Below are 16580 nucleotides of genomic sequence, written 5' to 3'. Positions count from 1 at the left end.
GGCCCTCAACTGCAAAAGAAAAGGCCATGCTCCTTGCGGAGCATGGCCCGTTGGGCGCCGGCAGTTACGCGCCGGCCAGTGTGGAAAATACCCACCACACCTGTTCCCGGCCGTTGACCTTCACCCGGCGGCGTCTGGCCCGCGATGGCGGACCAGCGAGCTGCCGGCTCAAGTCTCAACGGAAGAGGGTCATGATGTTGGAGGTCGAGTTGTTCGCGATCGAGAGCGACTGCACCGCCAGCTGCTGCTGGGTCTGCAGGGCCTTCAGCTTCGTGGACTCTTCTTCCATGTTGGCATCGACCAGCGAGCCGATCGACGACGTGTTGATGTCGATCAGGGACTGAGCGAAGCTCTGCTGCGAGGTCAGGCGGGTCTGGGTGGTGCCGAGAGCCGTCGAACCGTTCTGCAGGCCGTCGATCGTGGCGGACACGATCTTCATGTAGGAAGAGAGCTTCGCCAGGTCGACGTCGCTGCTGGTGAGAGCGGAGATGTCGATGTCGGCGATGGACGCCGTGAACGCCGCGACCGTGGTCCCGCCGACGGAACCGCTGATCGAGTAGGTGGTGTCCATGAAGCCCTTGAGGTTGCCGGCGTTGGTGCCGACGGCGACGGTCAGACCGCCGGCGACGGACGCGCTGGTGGCAACCGCGGTCACGGCCTTGTCGATCGTGGAGCTGGTGCCCGTCGCCGTACCGTTGGTCTTCGCGTCATAGACGGCGAAGGCGCCGGTATCGAGCGTGGTGGAGCCGACCGACACGACGCCGCTGGTGCGCGAGAAGTTCGCGAGCAGGCTCTTGTTGGCGTTGAAGCCCGTGGCCGAGCTGTCGACCGAGAGCCAGTTGGCGCCGTTCACCACCGCCGAGGAAGCCGCCGACTTGATGTCGGAGACGGCGTTGGCGATGTTCTTCTGCAGGGAGGTGCGATCAGCCGTGGAGGACTGGGCGCTGACGAGAGCCTGCTTGATGGTGTTCAGGCTGTTCATGATCTGGGTGACGCCGGTGTTGGTCGTCTTCACCGAGGCCAGATCGAGGTTGATGGCATCCTTCACCGCGCCGAGCGCGCCGTTGTCCGACGTCAGGGTGGTGGAGATGTTCCAGTAGGCGGCGCCATCAGCGGCAGAATTGATCTTCTTGCCGGTGGAGACGCGGTCGTTGGTGGTGTTGAGGCTGTCGTTGATGGAGCGCAGGGTCGCGAGGGCGACGCTGGCGGCATTGTTGGTGATGATGCTGGTCATGACTGATGTCCCATCATTGGAATGAACATGATGTAGGGACATACCGGGTTCTCACCGGCATAGCAGAAGCGGCATCATGCCTTTGATCCAGAGATCCTGAGGTCGGACCTCGCCGCCCGATGAGCGGGCGATCAATCTGCTATTACGCAGAGACACTAGCGGATCGTTTCGCGGAACGCCAGACGTTCTGCACGAGAACAGCTCAAAAAATTCAAATTGCCGAATACACAACCACCGATTGACGAGAAGGCCAAAATCTATCTTCACGACAAATGACTTAATGACCGTTCAGGAATGACGATCAACCGGAAGACATCTGTATTATCCTACAGCGGAGATGCGCCGCCGCTGCTCTCGGCACCAAAGGATACCGATTGCTGCGGCCGCCCGTCGTTCCATCCGCCACGCCACATGAAGCGGTGGCGGCGGGCGGCCTGAAGACCAGCCGCCTGCCCTGTCGCGAGCGCGCAGCGAACTCTGGAGACGAGCTACGCGCGCGTCGTCGCCGCCCGCCGGAGCACAGAGATGAGGCTTTCCGGTTCCGGCGGCCCTTCATAGAGTTGGCCATTGATGAACAGGCTCGGCGTGCCGTTCACGCCGCCCCGCACGCCGCCGAGGAAGTCCCGCTGGATCTTCTCGTCGTGACGCCCTTCGAACGCGGCCGCCAGGATGGCCCGGTCGATCCCCAATTGATCAGCATAGGCCTCAAGGTGGCGGTCGCCGAGGGCATCCTGATTCTCGTAAAGCATGTCGTGCGCTTCCCAGAACAGGCCCGCTTCGGCGGCGGCCTCGGCGAACTGGGCGGCACGCAGAGCATGAGCGTGTACTTCGACGAGCGGGAAGTTCCGGAACACGAAGCGAAGGTCCGCGTCCATGGCCCGCTGCACAGCCTTGAGGACCGGATAGGCCTCGCCGCAATAGGGGCATTGGTAATCGCCATATTCGACCAGCGTAACGGAGAAGCTGGGAGTGCCCAGAATATGGTCGTCGGCCGCCAGAGGGGGGATGGGCCGGCTCATGACACCGCTCCTTCCGTGCGAACGCTCAGCTTCTCCAGCGCCTCGAGAATTCCGTCCGCGCCAGGATTGATGCCGAGCGGCGACACATAGGACCAGCGGATGACACCCTCGGCGTCGATCACGAACAGCGCGCGATCTGCAACGCCGTCCTGCACACGATACACGCCATAGCGTCGGGCGACCTCGCCCTTTGGCTCGAAGTCGGCCAGCAGCGGGAAATGCAGCTTGCGTTCGGCCGCAAAGGCCGCATGGCACCAGACACCATCCGCCGAAATGCCGACGAGCTGAGCGCCCAGACGGTGGAACTCAGGCAGAACCGCGTTGAGCAGGCTCATCTCATCGCCGCAGACCGGGCTCCAGTCCGCCGGATAGAAGGCGAGAATGACCGGGTGGCCTCTCATCTCGGAGAGGGACAAGGTCTGGTCCGGCGTCGCGGAAAGGGTGAAATCTGGCGCCTGCACGCCAGCCGGTAAGGCCCCGGTTGGGGGGACGGACTGCTCTGTCATTGTGCCGCTCCTTGTCGCGACAATGCTCCGGCTCCGGTCGAGGCGGCGCATTGACACCCGCATTGTCGAGGCGATGCCGGCAGCGGTGAATTGGCTCTTGGCGTATCGGGGCCATACCTAGGTTTGGACGGGCGAAGCAGATCCGCTCCGCTTTCGATCTGCGGCTCGCGCCATCAGGAGCATGACGGCGATCAGGGCCACCGCTGCGCCGAGGCATGGAGTAAATCCCAGCCGGCGAACCACCAGGGCCCCCGTCGCGGCACCGGCGATGAAAGCCAACCAATTCAGCAGCGACATCAGGGCGCTGGCCAGCGTCGCCCGCCCCTCCGGCACACGTGCGATCGACTGGCCGAGGCGGAACAGCATGCCGGTGACAAACCCCTTGCCGACATCCACACCGCCCACCGCCTGATGCAGAACGTTCTGAAGGCCCATGGTGAACGCGACACTCATCAGACAGATGAGCGACCAGGAGGCGAGCGAAGCACCGAGGGCCATGACCAGCAATGCAACTTCAAGGACAAGCACCCGCGGGACGAGACCCGAGCTGGCGTGATCCGCGATTCTGGTGCCGGCGGCTGCGCCCGCGACGAAGGCGCCCACCACACCGAGGATGACCAGCATGTCCGGAACGGCCCCATCCGCGAGCGTCATGCCCAGATGGGTGCTGTTTCCGCTCATGAAGGACACATAGAGGTGATCGAACCGGACATAGGCCGCGGCATCGAGGAAGCCGGCGAGACCCGTGAGCGTCAGGGCGAAGGTCAAGGGATGACGCGGTGTCGCGCGATCGAGGCCGGCGTCGCTGCGAACCGGCGTGACCCGCTTTCCGGCTCCGGCCTGTGACCGCGCCGTTGTCTGAGGAGAGATATTCGACGTCATGTCCGTCATCCGAGCCTTACGTAGCCAGAGGATACGCATCCGGCGGCCACGCCCCCTGACACAGGTTCGGACAGTTCGCCGGTGACCGGATGCACATGCTGATGCCGCGGATCCGCTTCTGTGCGCCCCATCGCGGAGCGGAAATCAGCGGGCACGAACCTCATGACGGTCGCACCCGGCGGGGGCCGTCGCCATCATACGCAAGGCGAACCGGCCTCGGACCGGCCCTCACACCGGCATACGAGCGTATGCCTTGGCTATATGGGCATCCATCTGGGAAGCCCGCTGAACTCCGGTCATTGTTCGGCTGCTTAGGGCGGTCCTGGCGCAGATGGGCATCGCCGCATCCGACCATCCAAGGCTGCGTCCCTGCGCCACCACACGGCGGGGCACGATCGGGCCCTGCATGGGCCGCCGCCCACCACACCAGTCGATTGGCAAGGAGTTCCCGATGACGATCCTGAAGCAGCCCATCGTCGGCACCATGGGCGCCGATATCGTCGGCCCCCGCAACCCGCAGGTCGAAGCCCAGAACCCGGATATCCTCATCCCGCCCCTCACCGACCACGGGGGTATCCCGAACCTCAAGTTCCCCTTCGCCATGGCGCACAACCGCCTGGAGGACGGCGGCTGGGCCCGCGAGGTCACGCAGCGCGAGCTCGGCACGCTGAAGGAACTCGCCATGGTCAACATGCGCCTGCCGCCCGGCGTGGTGCGCGAGCTGCACTGGCACAAGGAAGCCGAATGGGCCTATGTACTCAACGGGCGGGTGCGCTTCTATCTCGTCGATGACCAGCGCCAGACACTGGTCGAGGACCTAGGTCCCGGCGACCTGTGGCTGGCACCCGCAGGCTTCCCGCATGCCATCCAGGGCCTTGAGGAAGGGACGGAATTCGTCCTCGTCTTCAACGACGGCAACTTCTCCGAGAACCAGACGCTTCTGGTCACGGAGCTGTTCGCCCATACTCCGAGGGACGTTCTGGCCAAGAACTTCGGCGTTCCCGTGGAAGCCTTCGACGGCATCCCGGCGCACGAAAAGTACATCTTCCGTCAGCCCGTGCCGCCGCCGCTCGAGGACGTGCGGAAGGCGCTGGGCGCCGTGACCTTCACGGACAGATATGTCTTCCGCGCCTCGCAGATCGCCGCGACTCCGTTCCCCGGTGGCGCCACCAAGGTGGTGGATTCCAAGAGCTTCGCCGTCACCAACCTCGCGGCGCTGTTCATCGATCTGGAACCCGGCGGCATGCGAGAGATCCACTGGCATCCGGACGCGGACGAGATCCAGTATTACATCAGCGGCAAGGCGCGCATGACCGTGTTCGATGCGGTGGCCAATGCCCGCACCTTCGATTTCGTGCCGGGCGATGTGGGCTACGTGCCCAAGACGCTCGCGCATTATATCGAGAACATCGGCGATGAACCGGTGCGCGTGCTCAACGTCTTCCACACCGGCGAGTATAAGGACGTCTCGCTCAACAACTGGCTGGCGCTGACGCCGCGCCATCTCGTCGAGGGCCATCTCGACGTGGGTGATCCGCTCCTGTCGTCGCTCCGGGCGACCCGCCAAGCGGTTGTAAAGGGCTGAACCGGCAGCAAAGGGATGCGCGGGAAGACCGCGCATCCCGAGAGTGGCCGAACGGCCGGATGTCGCCGCGCCTGGAGGCCGCGTTCTGATCGTCCTCCGCTGCCACAGATCGGACCAAGGTCCGGCGCACAGGTGGGCGGGCTTCACATGGCTGACCTCCATGGATCTCCGGCGACCATTTCTGACAGCTCACGTTGGGGCGGCGGGGCACGTCCGGCCATCAGGCGCACGGCACAATCATGGCGACACTCAATCTCGTTCTCATCCTGGTCATCGCAGTGGTGATGAGCAACTGGATCAGCCGGCTGCTGCCGTGCGTGGCACCGCCCCTGGTGCAGATTGCCCTGGGTGCTGCCATGGGTCGCCTCGGGATCGATGCCGTCAGCATCAACCCGGACCTGTTCTTCGTGCTCTTCCTGCCGCCGCTGCTCTTCGTGGATGGCTGGCGGTTTTCCGGCCACGAACTCATATCGCGAGCCGGACCCATCGCTTCGCTGGCCGTGGGGCTCGTTCTGGTGACCGTGCTCTGTGTCGGGCCCGGCCTGCACGCGCTCATTCCGCATATGCCGCTCGTCGCGACACTGGCGCTGGTGGCCGTGCTCTCTCCCACCGACGCCATCGCCGGAACGTCCCTGCTGAAGCGGGCGCCCTTGTCCCGCCGTGCCGGCCGGATCATCGAAGGCGAGGCGCTCCTCAACGACGCCTCGGCCCTCATCTGTCTGCATTATGTTGTCGTCCTTGGGTCGACGGCCGCTCCCTCCGGCCCTTTCATCCTGGGAGAAATGATCTGGATCGGCGCCGGCGGGCTGGCGATCGGCGCTGGCGTCGGCGTGATGATCCTGATGCTCAAGAATGCGATCCTCGCGCGCCTTGGAGAAACTACGGCAACGCAGATCCTCATCAGCCTGCTGTTCCCCTATGCGGCCTATCACGCAGCCGTCGCACTCGGCGCTTCCGGCATCCTCGCAGCCGTCGCGGCTGGCGTCGCCATGGGGCGGTGGGAACTGGGCGGCAACGCTCTCCCGGTCACGCGGCTCCGCCGGGCGGCCATCTGGGAGACACTGGAATTCACGCTCAACGGGGTCATTTTCGTCCTTCTGGGAGAGCAATTGCCCGGCATCGTCGAGAAGGCACTCGCGAGCATCGCGCTTGGGGGGCACCTGCCCGCTCTTCGGCTGGGGCTCTATATCGCCGCGGCCGCCACGGCGCTGACGCTGGTGCGTCTGCTGTGGGTGGGCGCCATGGTGGCCTGGCACGAGCGCCAGCAACGGGACGCGGCCGGCACAAAAGTGCGCGTGCTGACGGCCCTCGCGATGACATTCTCCGGCGTGCGCGGAGCGGTCACGCTCGCTGCCGCGCTTGCCCTGCCCATGACGCTGCCCGGCGGCCTCCCCTTCCCCGCCCGCGATCTTGTCATCGCCATTGCCGCTGGTGTCATCCTGACCTCGCTCATCGTCGCAAATATCGCACTGCCCCTGCTCGCGGGGCAGCTAGCGGCGGCAGCCGAGGACGAGGACGCCGAACAGCACGCGGCACGGCTGCGCACGGCACAGGCCGCGATCGCCGCAGTGGAGCGGATGGCGCAGGAACAGGGCGACGAAGTGAACGGCGAACCGCTGCTCTGGCAGGAGGCGTCCGCCGCAGTCCTGTCGTCCTATCGCCGGCAGGTGGAGCGGCTGAGCGCATCGGACAGCGACCGGAGCGCCGCAGAGCTGCGCGGCACCGCCGAACGGCGTCTCCGGCTGGCCGGCCTTCACGCGCAGCGGGCCGAGATCGCGGTGATGGTGGCCGAGCATCTCATCGACAATGAAGCCGCGCGCCGCCTGCTGCTGGAGCTGGATGGCCAGGAAGCCTGGTTGGCGAGCTGAACGCCGCCGCCATTATCTCCCGAGAAAGAGACGCCGCGGATGCCCGTCTCACCCCTTACCTTGTGTAATGCAAATGCATTTCGCGGGCCGCAAGGTCCGTTGCCGCCTCCGGACTCCAAGTCCGTTGTCTCCCACCACTTCTGGATGAGACGATCGGATCGTCATGACGTCAGAACCGACACCCTGGCACATTGTTCTTCTGTGCAAACGGGACGGCACGTAACCGGAGAGAAGACCTAAACCTACGTATACGGGGGTGATATGCCCGTACAATTTTCCGCCCCCGCCGTTCTGTCTAGCTTGATCAGGTAAGCAATGGCAGCAGGACATCACGGCCATGGGCATGTTCCCAACCCCTCCCGGACGCGCAGACGAGTCGAACATTCATTCCGGTGGGCCGGTCGCGGTTCAGACGGAGCGCCTTCAGATGAACCGCCGCGAGCTGGTTGGCATGGCCGCCGGCCTTGCGGCGACCACGATGTTCTCGGCAAGCGCCATCGCAAGCACCGTCACTGCCAATTCCGGCGCGACGAAGACCAATGGAGAGACTCGGATGAGCAGCGGCTTTGTGAAGACGGCCGACGGGACGGAAATCTTCTTCAAGGACTGGGGTCCGAAGGATGCCCAGCCGATCCATTTCCATCATGGCTGGCCGCTCTCGGCGGATGACTGGGACGCGCAGCTCCTGTTCTTCCTCTCCAAGGGCTACCGGGTGGTAGCGCATGACCGTCGCGGCCATGGCCGTTCCACCCAGGTCGACACCGGCAATACCATCGACCGCTATGCGGCCGACGCCTCTGCGGTGGTCGAGCATCTGAACCTGCGGAACGTCGTCCACATCGGCCATTCCACCGGTGGCGGCGAGGTCGCGCGCTATGTGGCCAAGTTCGGCCAGCCGCAGGGCCGGGTCGCCAAGGCGGTTCTCGTCGCCGCCATCCCCCCGCTGATGCTCAAGACGCCCAACAATCCCGAAGGCACGCCGCTCTCGGTGTTCGACGGCTTCCGCAGCGCGCTCGCCGCCAATCGCTCGCAGTTCTACATGGACGTGGCTTCGGGCCCGTTCTACGGCTTCAACCGTCCCGACGCCAAGGTCTCGCAGGGCGTGATCCTCAACTGGTGGCGCCAGGGCATGATGGGCGGCGCCGTCGCCCAGTATGAAGGCATCAAGGCCTTCTCCGAGACCGACCAGACCGACGATCTCAAGGCCATCACCGTCCCGACCCTGGTCCTGCAGGGCGACGACGATCAGGTGGTGCCCTACAAGGACGCGGCGCTGCTCCAGGCGAAGCTGATCAAGAACAGCACCCTGAAGATCTATCCCGGCTTCCCGCACGGGATGCTGACGACGCACGCCGACGTCATCAATCCGGACCTCCTCGCCTTCGTGAAGGGCTGAGGCCGGCGGGCGGCGGATCATTTCCCCCCGGTGGTCCGCCGCCCCTTTTTCAATGCCGAGAGCGCTGCCGTTCTAGCCGGCTGCCTTCCGCCGATATTCGCCGGGCGACACACCGACATGGCGCCGGAAGGCCCGGGTGAAGGTGGACTGGGACGAAAACCGACAAGAATAAGCAATTTCCGTCAAGCTTGATTGCGTGTGAGCGAGCATCTCTTGGGCGCGCTGCAACCGAAGTGAGCTGATGAACCGATGCGGAGGGACACCCACAGCCGATCGAAACGCCCGCGCAAAATGATGGTGGCTGAGGCACGCGATGTCGGACAGGTCCGACAGCGAAATCTCGGACGCCAGATTGTCGTTTATGTAGTCGATCACCCGGCGCATCTTGGCATGCTCGACGATCGGGCTCTGCCGGTGCGGGAGCGAGGCGTCTGCGTATGTGGTGACGAGATGGGCGGCCATGGACCGGGCAAGGCTATCCACCAGGAAGCGGCCGACGGACGTCTCCTCTTCCAGTTCAGCGTTGATCCGGTAGCCCACCTGCCTCAGGAAGTCGTCGTCGATGTCCGCGCGGTAGGAGATGTTCTCCGGCGAGACGGCACGCGACACTGAAGCCGATATATCCCTGAATATCTCATGCCCAATGTACATGTGCAGAATGCTGCCGAGATCCTGGGTAATGCGGATCGAATCCTCGACCACGCCGATCGGGCACAGCCAGAGCGTCCCCGCGCGGGCCGCTGTATCCTGGAATTCACCGTTTCCCCGGCGCTCCACGCGCCCGGCATCCGATCCGCGCAGGGCGAGCGTGACCTCCATCTGCTGCGGAACAGGAGGCGGAATCTCCCCGGCCGGATGGTTTCGGATCTCGGCGGCCATGCACGTCCAGTTCCGCCGCGCGGAACTCGCCAGCACCTCGCCCCTCGGGAATTTCATGCGGCCAAACTCGTGCACACCCGCCATGTTCGACTCCTCGATCTGCAGGGCACCAGCTCGCCTGGCCGTCCATTGTGGGGCCTGAGACTTCGCCGGGCAAGGATGTCAATTCAGGCAAAGACAATGCCAGTCCGGGCAAAGACATGGCCCGGCGGTACGCCGCACACTCCCCCCGGATCATCGGCAGACCCTTGCGCGCCGCTGCGGCACGCAGGACACACGAAGCTCAGTGAGTGGCGACCATGAACTCGCGAAGTCATGTGCCTGGCGTCTCGCTCCAGGGCATCGTGCCGGCACCCCAGGCATCCTATTTCCTGAGCAACGAGCTGGCGAGCCGACTTGAGAAGAAGGCCACGGACTGGTGGTCCGAGCTGACTGTTACCTTCCGCACGTCGGAGGCAGGCATCGACCATGTTCACGTGACGGACGCCGCCGGGCGGGACTGGCGCATCCTGCTGGCGGACTGGAACACGCCGCAGGCCTATCAGCTCCAGGTGGATGCCACCCTCTCCCTCACGCTGGGCGAGGAGCTGGCGGAAGTGCCGGCCTTCATTGGGGAGCAGGAGCGCCTCGCGCTCGCTTATGCGCCCCGTAGGGCAGAGCCCCTCGCCGAACGGCCGACGGGAACGGCCAACGTCCCCGCCTTCCTAGACCTCGCCCTCGCCGCGACCTTAACCCTGATGCAGGTGCATGAAGCGGGCGTGATCCATGGCGGCCTCTCGCCCGCCCGTCTGCTTGTGGCGCCGGATGGCAAGGTGCGTCTGACGGGATTTGCGTGGCTCTCCGCGGCCGAGGCGGGCGCGGCTACCGATCTGCGCAACTCAGGCCCGGAGGTGGCCTATGCGGCGCCGGAGCTGATCCGGACCGACCCCTCCCCCGTGGATGCCCGGACCGATCTGTATGCGCTGGGGGTCGTGCTCTACGAATATCTCGTCGGCACACTTCCCATCACCGCCGCCAGTCTGCCGGGCTGGCTCCATGCCCATGTCGCCATGGAGGCCCCGTCCGCCCGTCTGGCACGGCCGGACATCCCGGCCATCATCGACCGGATCCTGCTCAAGCTCATCAGCAAGGATCCCAAGCAGCGCTACCAGACGGCGCGGGCACTCCATGCTGATTTCCAGCGCGTCGCAAAGACCATCGCTGCAACGGGACACGCCGAGGATTTCGTGCTCGCGCGCGGCGAGTTCGCAGAGCCGCCAAAGGCGTCCGAGCATCTCGTCGGCCGGCGGCGTGAACTGAGGACGCTCACCGATCTCTATGCGGCCTTCCGGACCGCATCCCACCAGCGGATCGTGCTGGTGTCAGGTGAACCGGGCGCCGGCAAATCGACGCTCGTGCAGGCCCTTCTGACCACCCTCGACGACACGAGTGTGCTCCGCGCCTCCGGCAAGGGCGTGCAGATTCGCCAGGGCACGCCGTTCGCCCCCATCGCGCAGGCGCTGCGCACCGCGCTGGCCCAATTGATGGGCGGTGACGAACGCACGCTGGAGGATGCGCGCCGGCGCCTGTCCACCGTCACGGGGAGCGGGCGGGTGCTGGCGGAGCTGGTCCCGGATCTCGCTATCCTGCCCCCGGAACCACAGGCCCTGGCCGATGTGTCGGCCCACGTCGCACAGACGCGCGCCGCCCGGATCATCGCGGAGACCTTCGCAGCGCTCGCCTCGGAAGCGTCACCTCTCGTGCTGTTTCTCGACGACCTGCAATGGTTCGATCACGCGAGCCTAAATGTCGTCCGGCAGCTTTGCAGCGATACCCCGGCGCACGTCTTTCTCATCGGCAGCTTCCGCACCGAGGCCGAGAACCGCAAGACGGTAAGAGAGTTGCTGGAGACCGCCAGAAGCTCGCCGGCCTTCGCGCAGGAGCTCAATCTTGAGCCGCTCCTGGAGCGCGACACGACCGAACTGGTCGCATTGATCCTGAGGAGCATGCCGGAGGATGTACGGCCGCTCTCGCTGAGGGTTCATAGCGAGACGCGCGGCAATCCCTTCTATGTCGGCCAGCTCTTGCGCAGGTTGCAGGACGAGCATGTGCTCCAGTTCGACGCCGACCGGCAGCAATGGATCTGGAACGACCCTCATCGCGGCCATCCGCGCGAGATTGCGGAGCTGATGCCCGAGCGCGTCAACGCCCTGCCCGCGCTGCAACGCAGCTTTCTGCAGCGGTGCGCGAGCCTCGGCGGGCGCTGCTCGGTGCTGTTCGCGGCGCAGCTCTCCGGGGCCAGCGTCGCGGAAACCGTTCGCGCAGCCAATGCGCTGGTGGCGGCGGGCCTCCTCGCGCGCGCAGGCGCCGATTTCGCCATTGCCCATGACCGCGTGCTGGAGGCGGCCTATGCGACGATGTCGCCCGTCCAGAGGGCCCGCAAGCATCTCGGCAACGCCCGCGCGCTGTCCGCAAGCCATACCGATCCCGATCCGGATGTGGCGTTCGACATCGCCGCGCAGATCGAGCATTGCGATCCGAACGATCTCGCTCCCGACGAACGTCCGCGCTTTGCGCAGGCCCTGCTGCTGGCGGCACGCACCTGCCGCTCCGCCGGCGAGGCCCATCGGGCGCTGCATTTCGTGGAGCTGATCCGGCGCATTCTGGTGGCCGCCGATGGCGACAGTCTCGCCGCACTGGCGTTCGCCACCGAATGGCTGCAATGCGACTGCCTGCTCGCGCTCGGCCGCGTGGACGAGGCGCTCGCGGGCATGGACGCCCTGGCTCGGCTCAGCCCTGATCCCATCAGCACGGCGGATGTCTATCGCCTGAAGGCCTTCGCGCTAACGGTGAAGAACGCCTACACCCTTGCCATCGAGGCCGCGCTCGCGGGCCTCAGGGCACTCGATCTGGAGCTCGACCCCGCACCGGGACGCCCGGAGCTGGACGCCGCTTACGCGGCCTGCCAAACGAGACTCGACGCCCTCGGCATGGATGAACTGATCGCGCTTCCCGAAATGACCGACCGGCGGGCGCGTTCCACCTTGGCGCTGCTCTCGACCCTGATCTCCTCCTTCTTCGTCAAGGGTGAGTTACGGCTTCTCCACGTCATCAAGATCATGGAGCTCACCCTCGCCCACGGCAGCGCGCCGGAATCAGCCTACGGACTGGCGTGGTTCGGCGTCCTCAGCGCCCATTATTTCGGTGCCTACGAGCAAGGCGCAGCTTATGCCACCGCCGCCTGCACGCTCGCACAGCGCGACGGGTACGAAGCGCAGCGGACGGCCGCACTCATCGCGCTCGATCAGGTCAGCGTGTGGACGCAGCCCATGCGCACGGCCCTCAGCCATGCCCGCGAAGGCGCGCGGGTCGGTCAGGCGGCCGGCGACCTTGGCATGACCTGCTATGCCCGCAACCACATCGCGTCGGATATGCTGGTCATCGGCACGCGGCTCGACCGGGTCCGCTCGGAGCTGATGGACAGCATCTCCATGACCCGCGACATCGGCTACAGGGATATCGAGCTGATCCTGATCGCGCAGCTCAGCCTCGCCGAAGCGCTGAGTGCCGGGGAAGCGGCCGAAACCACCACGCACGCTGAGCTCCTCCAGTCCTCCGTCGCCACCCAGTTCTGGGTGAAGCATTATGACGGGCTGCAAGCCTTCTTCCTGGGCGAGATGGAAGCGGCGATCGGCCGTCTGGAGGAAGCGGAAGCCATGGCATGGGCGGCGCCGGCCCATATCGACACGGCCAACAACAGCTTCTTCCTGGCTCTCGCCCACGCGCAATGGCAGGAACCCGAGCGGACGGCGGCGGTCCGCCTTGAACGGATGGCCGCGGCGCGGGAGCGTTTCAGGTCATGGGCCAGGCTCAATCCCGAGACCTTTTCCCCCAAGCATCTCCTCCTCGAAGCGGAAGCGGCCCGCCTAGAGGATCGGCGCGGCGAGGCCATGGCGCTGTACGAGCGCGCCGCCGCTGCCGCCGCGACCGCGAACTTCATCCACGACCAGGCGCTTGCCCAGGAACTTGCAGCCCATTTCTACCGCGGGCTCGACCTCTCTGCGCCGGCGCAGGGGTGCTTCCAGGCGGCCGTTCGCGGCTATCGGGAATGGGGCGCACAGGCCAAGGCGGCCCGGCTTGCGGAACATCTCACCGTGCCCTCCGGCATCGACGGACCGGTAACCGCGCCCAAGGGGATTCAGCAGGAGCTGGACCTCACGGTGATGACGGCGGCCTCGCAGACGCTGGCGGAAGAAGTCGGCCTCGAGCAGGTCATCCGGACCCTGATGAAGAGCATGCTCATTCATGCCGGCGCGCAGTTCGGCCTGCTGCTCCTCCTGCGCCAGGGCGAGCCGGTCGTGGAGGCGGTGGCGCGGGTCAGATCCCAAGACATCTGCATCGAACTCCAACCCGCCGCAAAGCCGGAAGAGCTGATGCCGGCTTCCGTGCTGAAGACGGTGATGCGGACGGCGCGGCCCATCACCCTCGCCGATGCCGCCGTGGAGGCCGCCCAGCGCGGCCTGTCCATGGGCGGGCGCAGCGTCCGCTCCCTCGCCTGCATTCCGCTGATCAAGCGCGGCGAACTCATCGGCATGCTCCATCTGGAGAATGCCCTGAGCGCGGACGTCTTCACGCCCCGCCGGATGGCGATGCTCGAAGTTCTGGCGCCGCAAGCCGCCATATCGCTGGACGCCGCGCGGCTCTATGGCGACCTCATGGATGAGAATCTGCGCCGCGCGCAGGCGGAATTCGAACTGCGCGAGGCGCGCAGCGAACTCGCCCAGGCAAACCAACTCACCGCCATGGGCAGTTTCGCCACCTCCATAGCCCATGAGATCAACCAACCGCTCGCGACCCTTGTCGCCCACGCGGAGGCGGGCCTGCGCTGGCTCAATCGGCCTCAGCCCGATCTCGGCGAGGTGACGAAGAGCCTCCAGAGCATCAGCCAGGCCGGGCGGCGCGCCGCCGACATCATCACCGCGTTGCGCGCGCTGGTGAAGCAGGCCCCGGCGCCGCTGACACTCGTGACCATCGAGGACGTTGTGGACGAGGTGCTGAAGATCGTCTGCGCGGACCTGAAGACGAACGGCATCCAGCTAAGCCTTGCCCTCAGCACCGACCGCCATGCGATCCTGGTGAACAACATCCAGCTCCAGCAGGTGCTGTTCAATCTGATCACCAATGCCGTTCAGGCGATGGCGAATGCGGCGACGCCCGAGCGGCACCTGCGCATCAGCACCGCCACTGTTCAGGACAACGTGGAGGTGACCATCGAGGACACCGGCTGCGGCATGTCGCAGGAGGTCATCGCCCGCATCTTCCAGCCCTTCTTCACCACCAAGACCACCGGCATGGGGGTGGGGCTCGCCATCTGCCGCTCCATCATGGAACGGCACGGGGGCACGCTGGAGGCCCGTTCCATCGAGGGCAAGGGCAGCACGTTCTTCGTCCGCCTTCCCCTCGCCTCGCCGTAAGACAGGCGGGCGCGAAGGGGAAGCATGGGCGCCTCAGGCCCGGTCGAGTAGGAGCCCTCGTCCGAGCCGCTGGCCATAGGCGACGATGGCCTGACCGACCGGGACACGCTCGGCCTGATAGGCGGCAAGGGCTCTGTCGAGGTCGGGATGGCGGAGCAGCGCCTCGCGCAGGGCGAAGGCATCGCCCGCCGCCTTCGCAACGCCCATGGCCGTGTGTGGTCGCGCCACGAAGGCCGCGTCGCCCATCAGGGCCACACGACCCCTGACCATGTGAGCGGGGGCATAATCGAAGATCGCATGGATGAAAGGCCGGGGTTCGGCCGCCACCGCGGCCGCGAAGGAAGCCGGCAGCCGTTCGGCCGCCTCCTCGCGCAGCGTCTGCGCCAACTCGGGGCGCAGATGACCGGGCGCGAGCGAGAAGGGCCGGTGTGTGCCGTCGATGTCCAGAAGGATGCCGTGCAGTTCCTCGGGCGTATAGCGGCGGTACCAGACCCAGTTGTAGCGCCGCCGTCCCAATTCGGTGGAGCCGTCGGCGCCGGGCACGAGATAGCCCAGAATGTGCGAGCCCGGCGCTTCGTAGAAGGCGAAGCGTTCGAAAAGCTGGCGCTGCGCCAGATGCGGCACCTGCGTCTCCGGCACGAGACCGCGCCAGGTGGCATAGCCGACATAGCTCGGCTTCGACTGGGCGCCGGACACCGCCTCGCGCACGATGGAGCCGATGCCGTCCGCCCCGATGACGAGATCCGCCGTCTCTTCGTGCCCATCCGTATATTGGACCCGCGCGCCCACGGGATCTTCGTGCACCGCCAGTGCACGGGCCTTGATGCGGTAGCGCGCATCCGGGACCAGATCGCGGAAGGTGCGGAACAGAACGTCCCACGACAGTTGCGTCTGGGGCGTGCGCTGGGTCTGGATGATCCTGTCGCTGCGGTCGAGATAGATCCGCTCATGCGCGGTCACGCCGACCCGCGCCACATGCTCGATGCCAACCTCCCGCAGGATGTCGAACACCTCGCGCTGGGCCACGAGGCCGGCGCCCCGCCCCTCCAGCCCGTGTTCGGAGCGTTCGGTAACGGTGACGTCGAAGCCGGCGCGGCTCAGAAGAACGGCGGCGAACAGGCCGCCCATCGACCCGCCGACGATAAGAATGCGAGGGCTCATGGGATGCGTCCCGGCAGTTTCAGGTGGGAGAGTTCAAGCCCCGACGCTTCTGGACCAAGTGGCGATGGAACCGGGCAGCATGTAGCCGACAGCCACTGCGGCGAGGCACAGCGCAAGGGACAGCATGACATTGAGCAGTGCCCGCCCGGGTTCTCCCGCATGCAGCAGGGTCAGGGTCTGGAGGCTGAAGGACGAAAAAGTGGTGAAGCCGCCGCAGAGGCCGACCAGCACAAACTGGCGGACTTCCAGCGGGGTGGAAGCACCCGGCCCGTTCTCGAAGAGGGCCGCGCACAGGCCGATGACGAAGGAACCGCCGATGTTGATGAGGATGGTGCCCCATGGAAGGCCATCGCCCAGCAGCAGTGTCAGCCAGCGGTTCATCCCGAAGCGCAGGATGGAACCGAGCGCGCCCCCGAGCGCCACATATCCATATGCGAGCATGGCTCATCGCCCCATCAGCCGCCGCGCGCCGGCTTGTCCGGGTGCGGCCATGGGCAAGAGTTTCACGCGGGCATGAAGGGCGACATTCTACATTGCGGTCGCCCGATTGAACCATCGTATGGCCGGCCCGCTGCGGCCTTGATGACGACCGCCGCG

11 protein-coding genes are annotated in these 16580 nt (G+C 65.8%); 4 read left to right on the top strand and 7 right to left on the bottom strand.

Annotated features, from left to right (window positions below; translation table 11 throughout):
* Positions 1-175: 175 nt before the first annotated feature.
* From DFO45_RS23445 to DFO45_RS23430, 4 genes are all read right to left on the bottom strand, one after another.
* The gene (locus DFO45_RS23445) at positions 176-1234 is read right to left on the bottom strand and encodes a flagellin (RefSeq protein WP_133866751.1); all 1059 of its coding nucleotides are present in this window, start codon (positions 1232-1234) and stop codon (positions 176-178) included.
* A gap of 488 nt (positions 1235-1722) precedes the next feature.
* Positions 1723-2253 carry a DsbA family protein gene (locus DFO45_RS23440; RefSeq protein ID WP_133866750.1) on the bottom strand — a complete coding sequence of 177 codons (531 nt, stop codon included), beginning with the start codon at positions 2251-2253 and terminating at the stop codon, positions 1723-1725.
* Positions 2250-2810, bottom strand: a complete 561-nt coding sequence (locus DFO45_RS23435) for a redoxin domain-containing protein (protein WP_081434115.1) — start codon at positions 2808-2810, stop codon at positions 2250-2252. Before DFO45_RS23435 ends, DFO45_RS23440 begins: the two co-directional genes overlap by 4 nt.
* Before the next feature lie 66 nt (positions 2811-2876).
* Positions 2877-3641, bottom strand: coding sequence for a YoaK family protein (locus tag DFO45_RS23430; RefSeq protein WP_166657237.1), 765 nt, complete (start codon positions 3639-3641; stop codon positions 2877-2879).
* Positions 3642-4092: 451 nt separating this feature from the next.
* On the opposite strand from DFO45_RS23430, the gene DFO45_RS23425 reads away from it, so the two are divergent.
* From DFO45_RS23425 to DFO45_RS23415, 3 genes are all read left to right on the top strand, one after another.
* Complete coding sequence (locus DFO45_RS23425) at positions 4093-5226, top strand: cupin domain-containing protein (protein ID WP_133866748.1); 1134 nt, start codon at positions 4093-4095, stop codon at positions 5224-5226.
* Between the two features lie 239 nt (positions 5227-5465).
* Positions 5466-7094: a Na+/H+ antiporter gene (locus tag DFO45_RS23420; protein ID WP_133866747.1), complete on the top strand. Its 1629-nt coding sequence runs from the start codon at positions 5466-5468 to the stop codon at positions 7092-7094.
* Positions 7095-7647: 553 nt separating this feature from the next.
* Positions 7648-8490 carry an alpha/beta hydrolase gene (locus DFO45_RS23415; protein ID WP_012169874.1) on the top strand — a complete coding sequence of 281 codons (843 nt, stop codon included), beginning with the start codon at positions 7648-7650 and terminating at the stop codon, positions 8488-8490.
* 72 nt (positions 8491-8562) lie between these two features.
* Here the strand turns inward: DFO45_RS23415 and DFO45_RS23410 are convergent, their stop codons facing one another.
* A complete protein-coding gene (locus DFO45_RS23410; RefSeq protein ID WP_133866746.1) occupies positions 8563-9453 on the bottom strand; it encodes an AraC family transcriptional regulator in 891 nt (296 codons plus the stop codon).
* Between the two features lie 215 nt (positions 9454-9668).
* Here DFO45_RS23410 and DFO45_RS23405 point away from each other — a divergent pair, with 215 nt between their 5' ends.
* Positions 9669-14822, top strand: a complete 5154-nt coding sequence (locus DFO45_RS23405; RefSeq protein ID WP_133866745.1) for an ATP-binding sensor histidine kinase — start codon at positions 9669-9671, stop codon at positions 14820-14822.
* Positions 14823-14855: 33 nt separating this feature from the next.
* Here the strand turns inward: DFO45_RS23405 and DFO45_RS23400 are convergent, their stop codons facing one another.
* A complete protein-coding gene (locus tag DFO45_RS23400; protein WP_133866744.1) occupies positions 14856-15983 on the bottom strand; it encodes an FAD binding domain-containing protein in 1128 nt (375 codons plus the stop codon).
* 33 nt (positions 15984-16016) lie between these two features.
* Positions 16017-16424, bottom strand: a complete 408-nt coding sequence (gene crcB / locus DFO45_RS23395) for a fluoride efflux transporter CrcB (protein WP_012169870.1) — start codon at positions 16422-16424, stop codon at positions 16017-16019.
* Positions 16425-16580: the final 156 nt, after the last annotated feature.

Source organism: Azorhizobium sp. AG788 (assembly GCF_004364705.1).
Taxonomy (GTDB): domain Bacteria; phylum Pseudomonadota; class Alphaproteobacteria; order Rhizobiales; family Xanthobacteraceae; genus Azorhizobium; species Azorhizobium caulinodans.
Note: the sequence above shows the minus strand (reverse complement) of the source record. Positions and strands in the feature narration are given on the sequence as shown.

Coding starts and splice junctions, on each gene's coding strand:
- DFO45_RS23400 (WP_133866744.1), bottom strand. CDS start 15,983: ATGAGCCCTCGCATTCTTATCGTCGGCGGGTCGATGGGCGGCCTGTTC.
- DFO45_RS23410 (WP_133866746.1), bottom strand. CDS start 9,453: ATGGCGGGTGTGCACGAGTTTGGCCGCATGAAATTCCCGAGGGGCGAG.
- DFO45_RS23425 (WP_133866748.1), top strand. CDS start 4,093: ATGACGATCCTGAAGCAGCCCATCGTCGGCACCATGGGCGCCGATATC.
- crcB (WP_012169870.1), bottom strand. CDS start 16,424: ATGCTCGCATATGGATATGTGGCGCTCGGGGGCGCGCTCGGTTCCATC.
- DFO45_RS23405 (WP_133866745.1), top strand. CDS start 9,669: ATGAACTCGCGAAGTCATGTGCCTGGCGTCTCGCTCCAGGGCATCGTG.
- DFO45_RS23430 (WP_166657237.1), bottom strand. CDS start 3,641: ATGACGTCGAATATCTCTCCTCAGACAACGGCGCGGTCACAGGCCGGA.
- DFO45_RS23440 (WP_133866750.1), bottom strand. CDS start 2,253: ATGAGCCGGCCCATCCCCCCTCTGGCGGCCGACGACCATATTCTGGGC.
- DFO45_RS23415 (WP_012169874.1), top strand. CDS start 7,648: ATGAGCAGCGGCTTTGTGAAGACGGCCGACGGGACGGAAATCTTCTTC.
- DFO45_RS23445 (WP_133866751.1), bottom strand. CDS start 1,234: ATGACCAGCATCATCACCAACAATGCCGCCAGCGTCGCCCTCGCGACC.
- DFO45_RS23420 (WP_133866747.1), top strand. CDS start 5,466: ATGGCGACACTCAATCTCGTTCTCATCCTGGTCATCGCAGTGGTGATG.
- DFO45_RS23435 (WP_081434115.1), bottom strand. CDS start 2,810: ATGCGCCGCCTCGACCGGAGCCGGAGCATTGTCGCGACAAGGAGCGGC.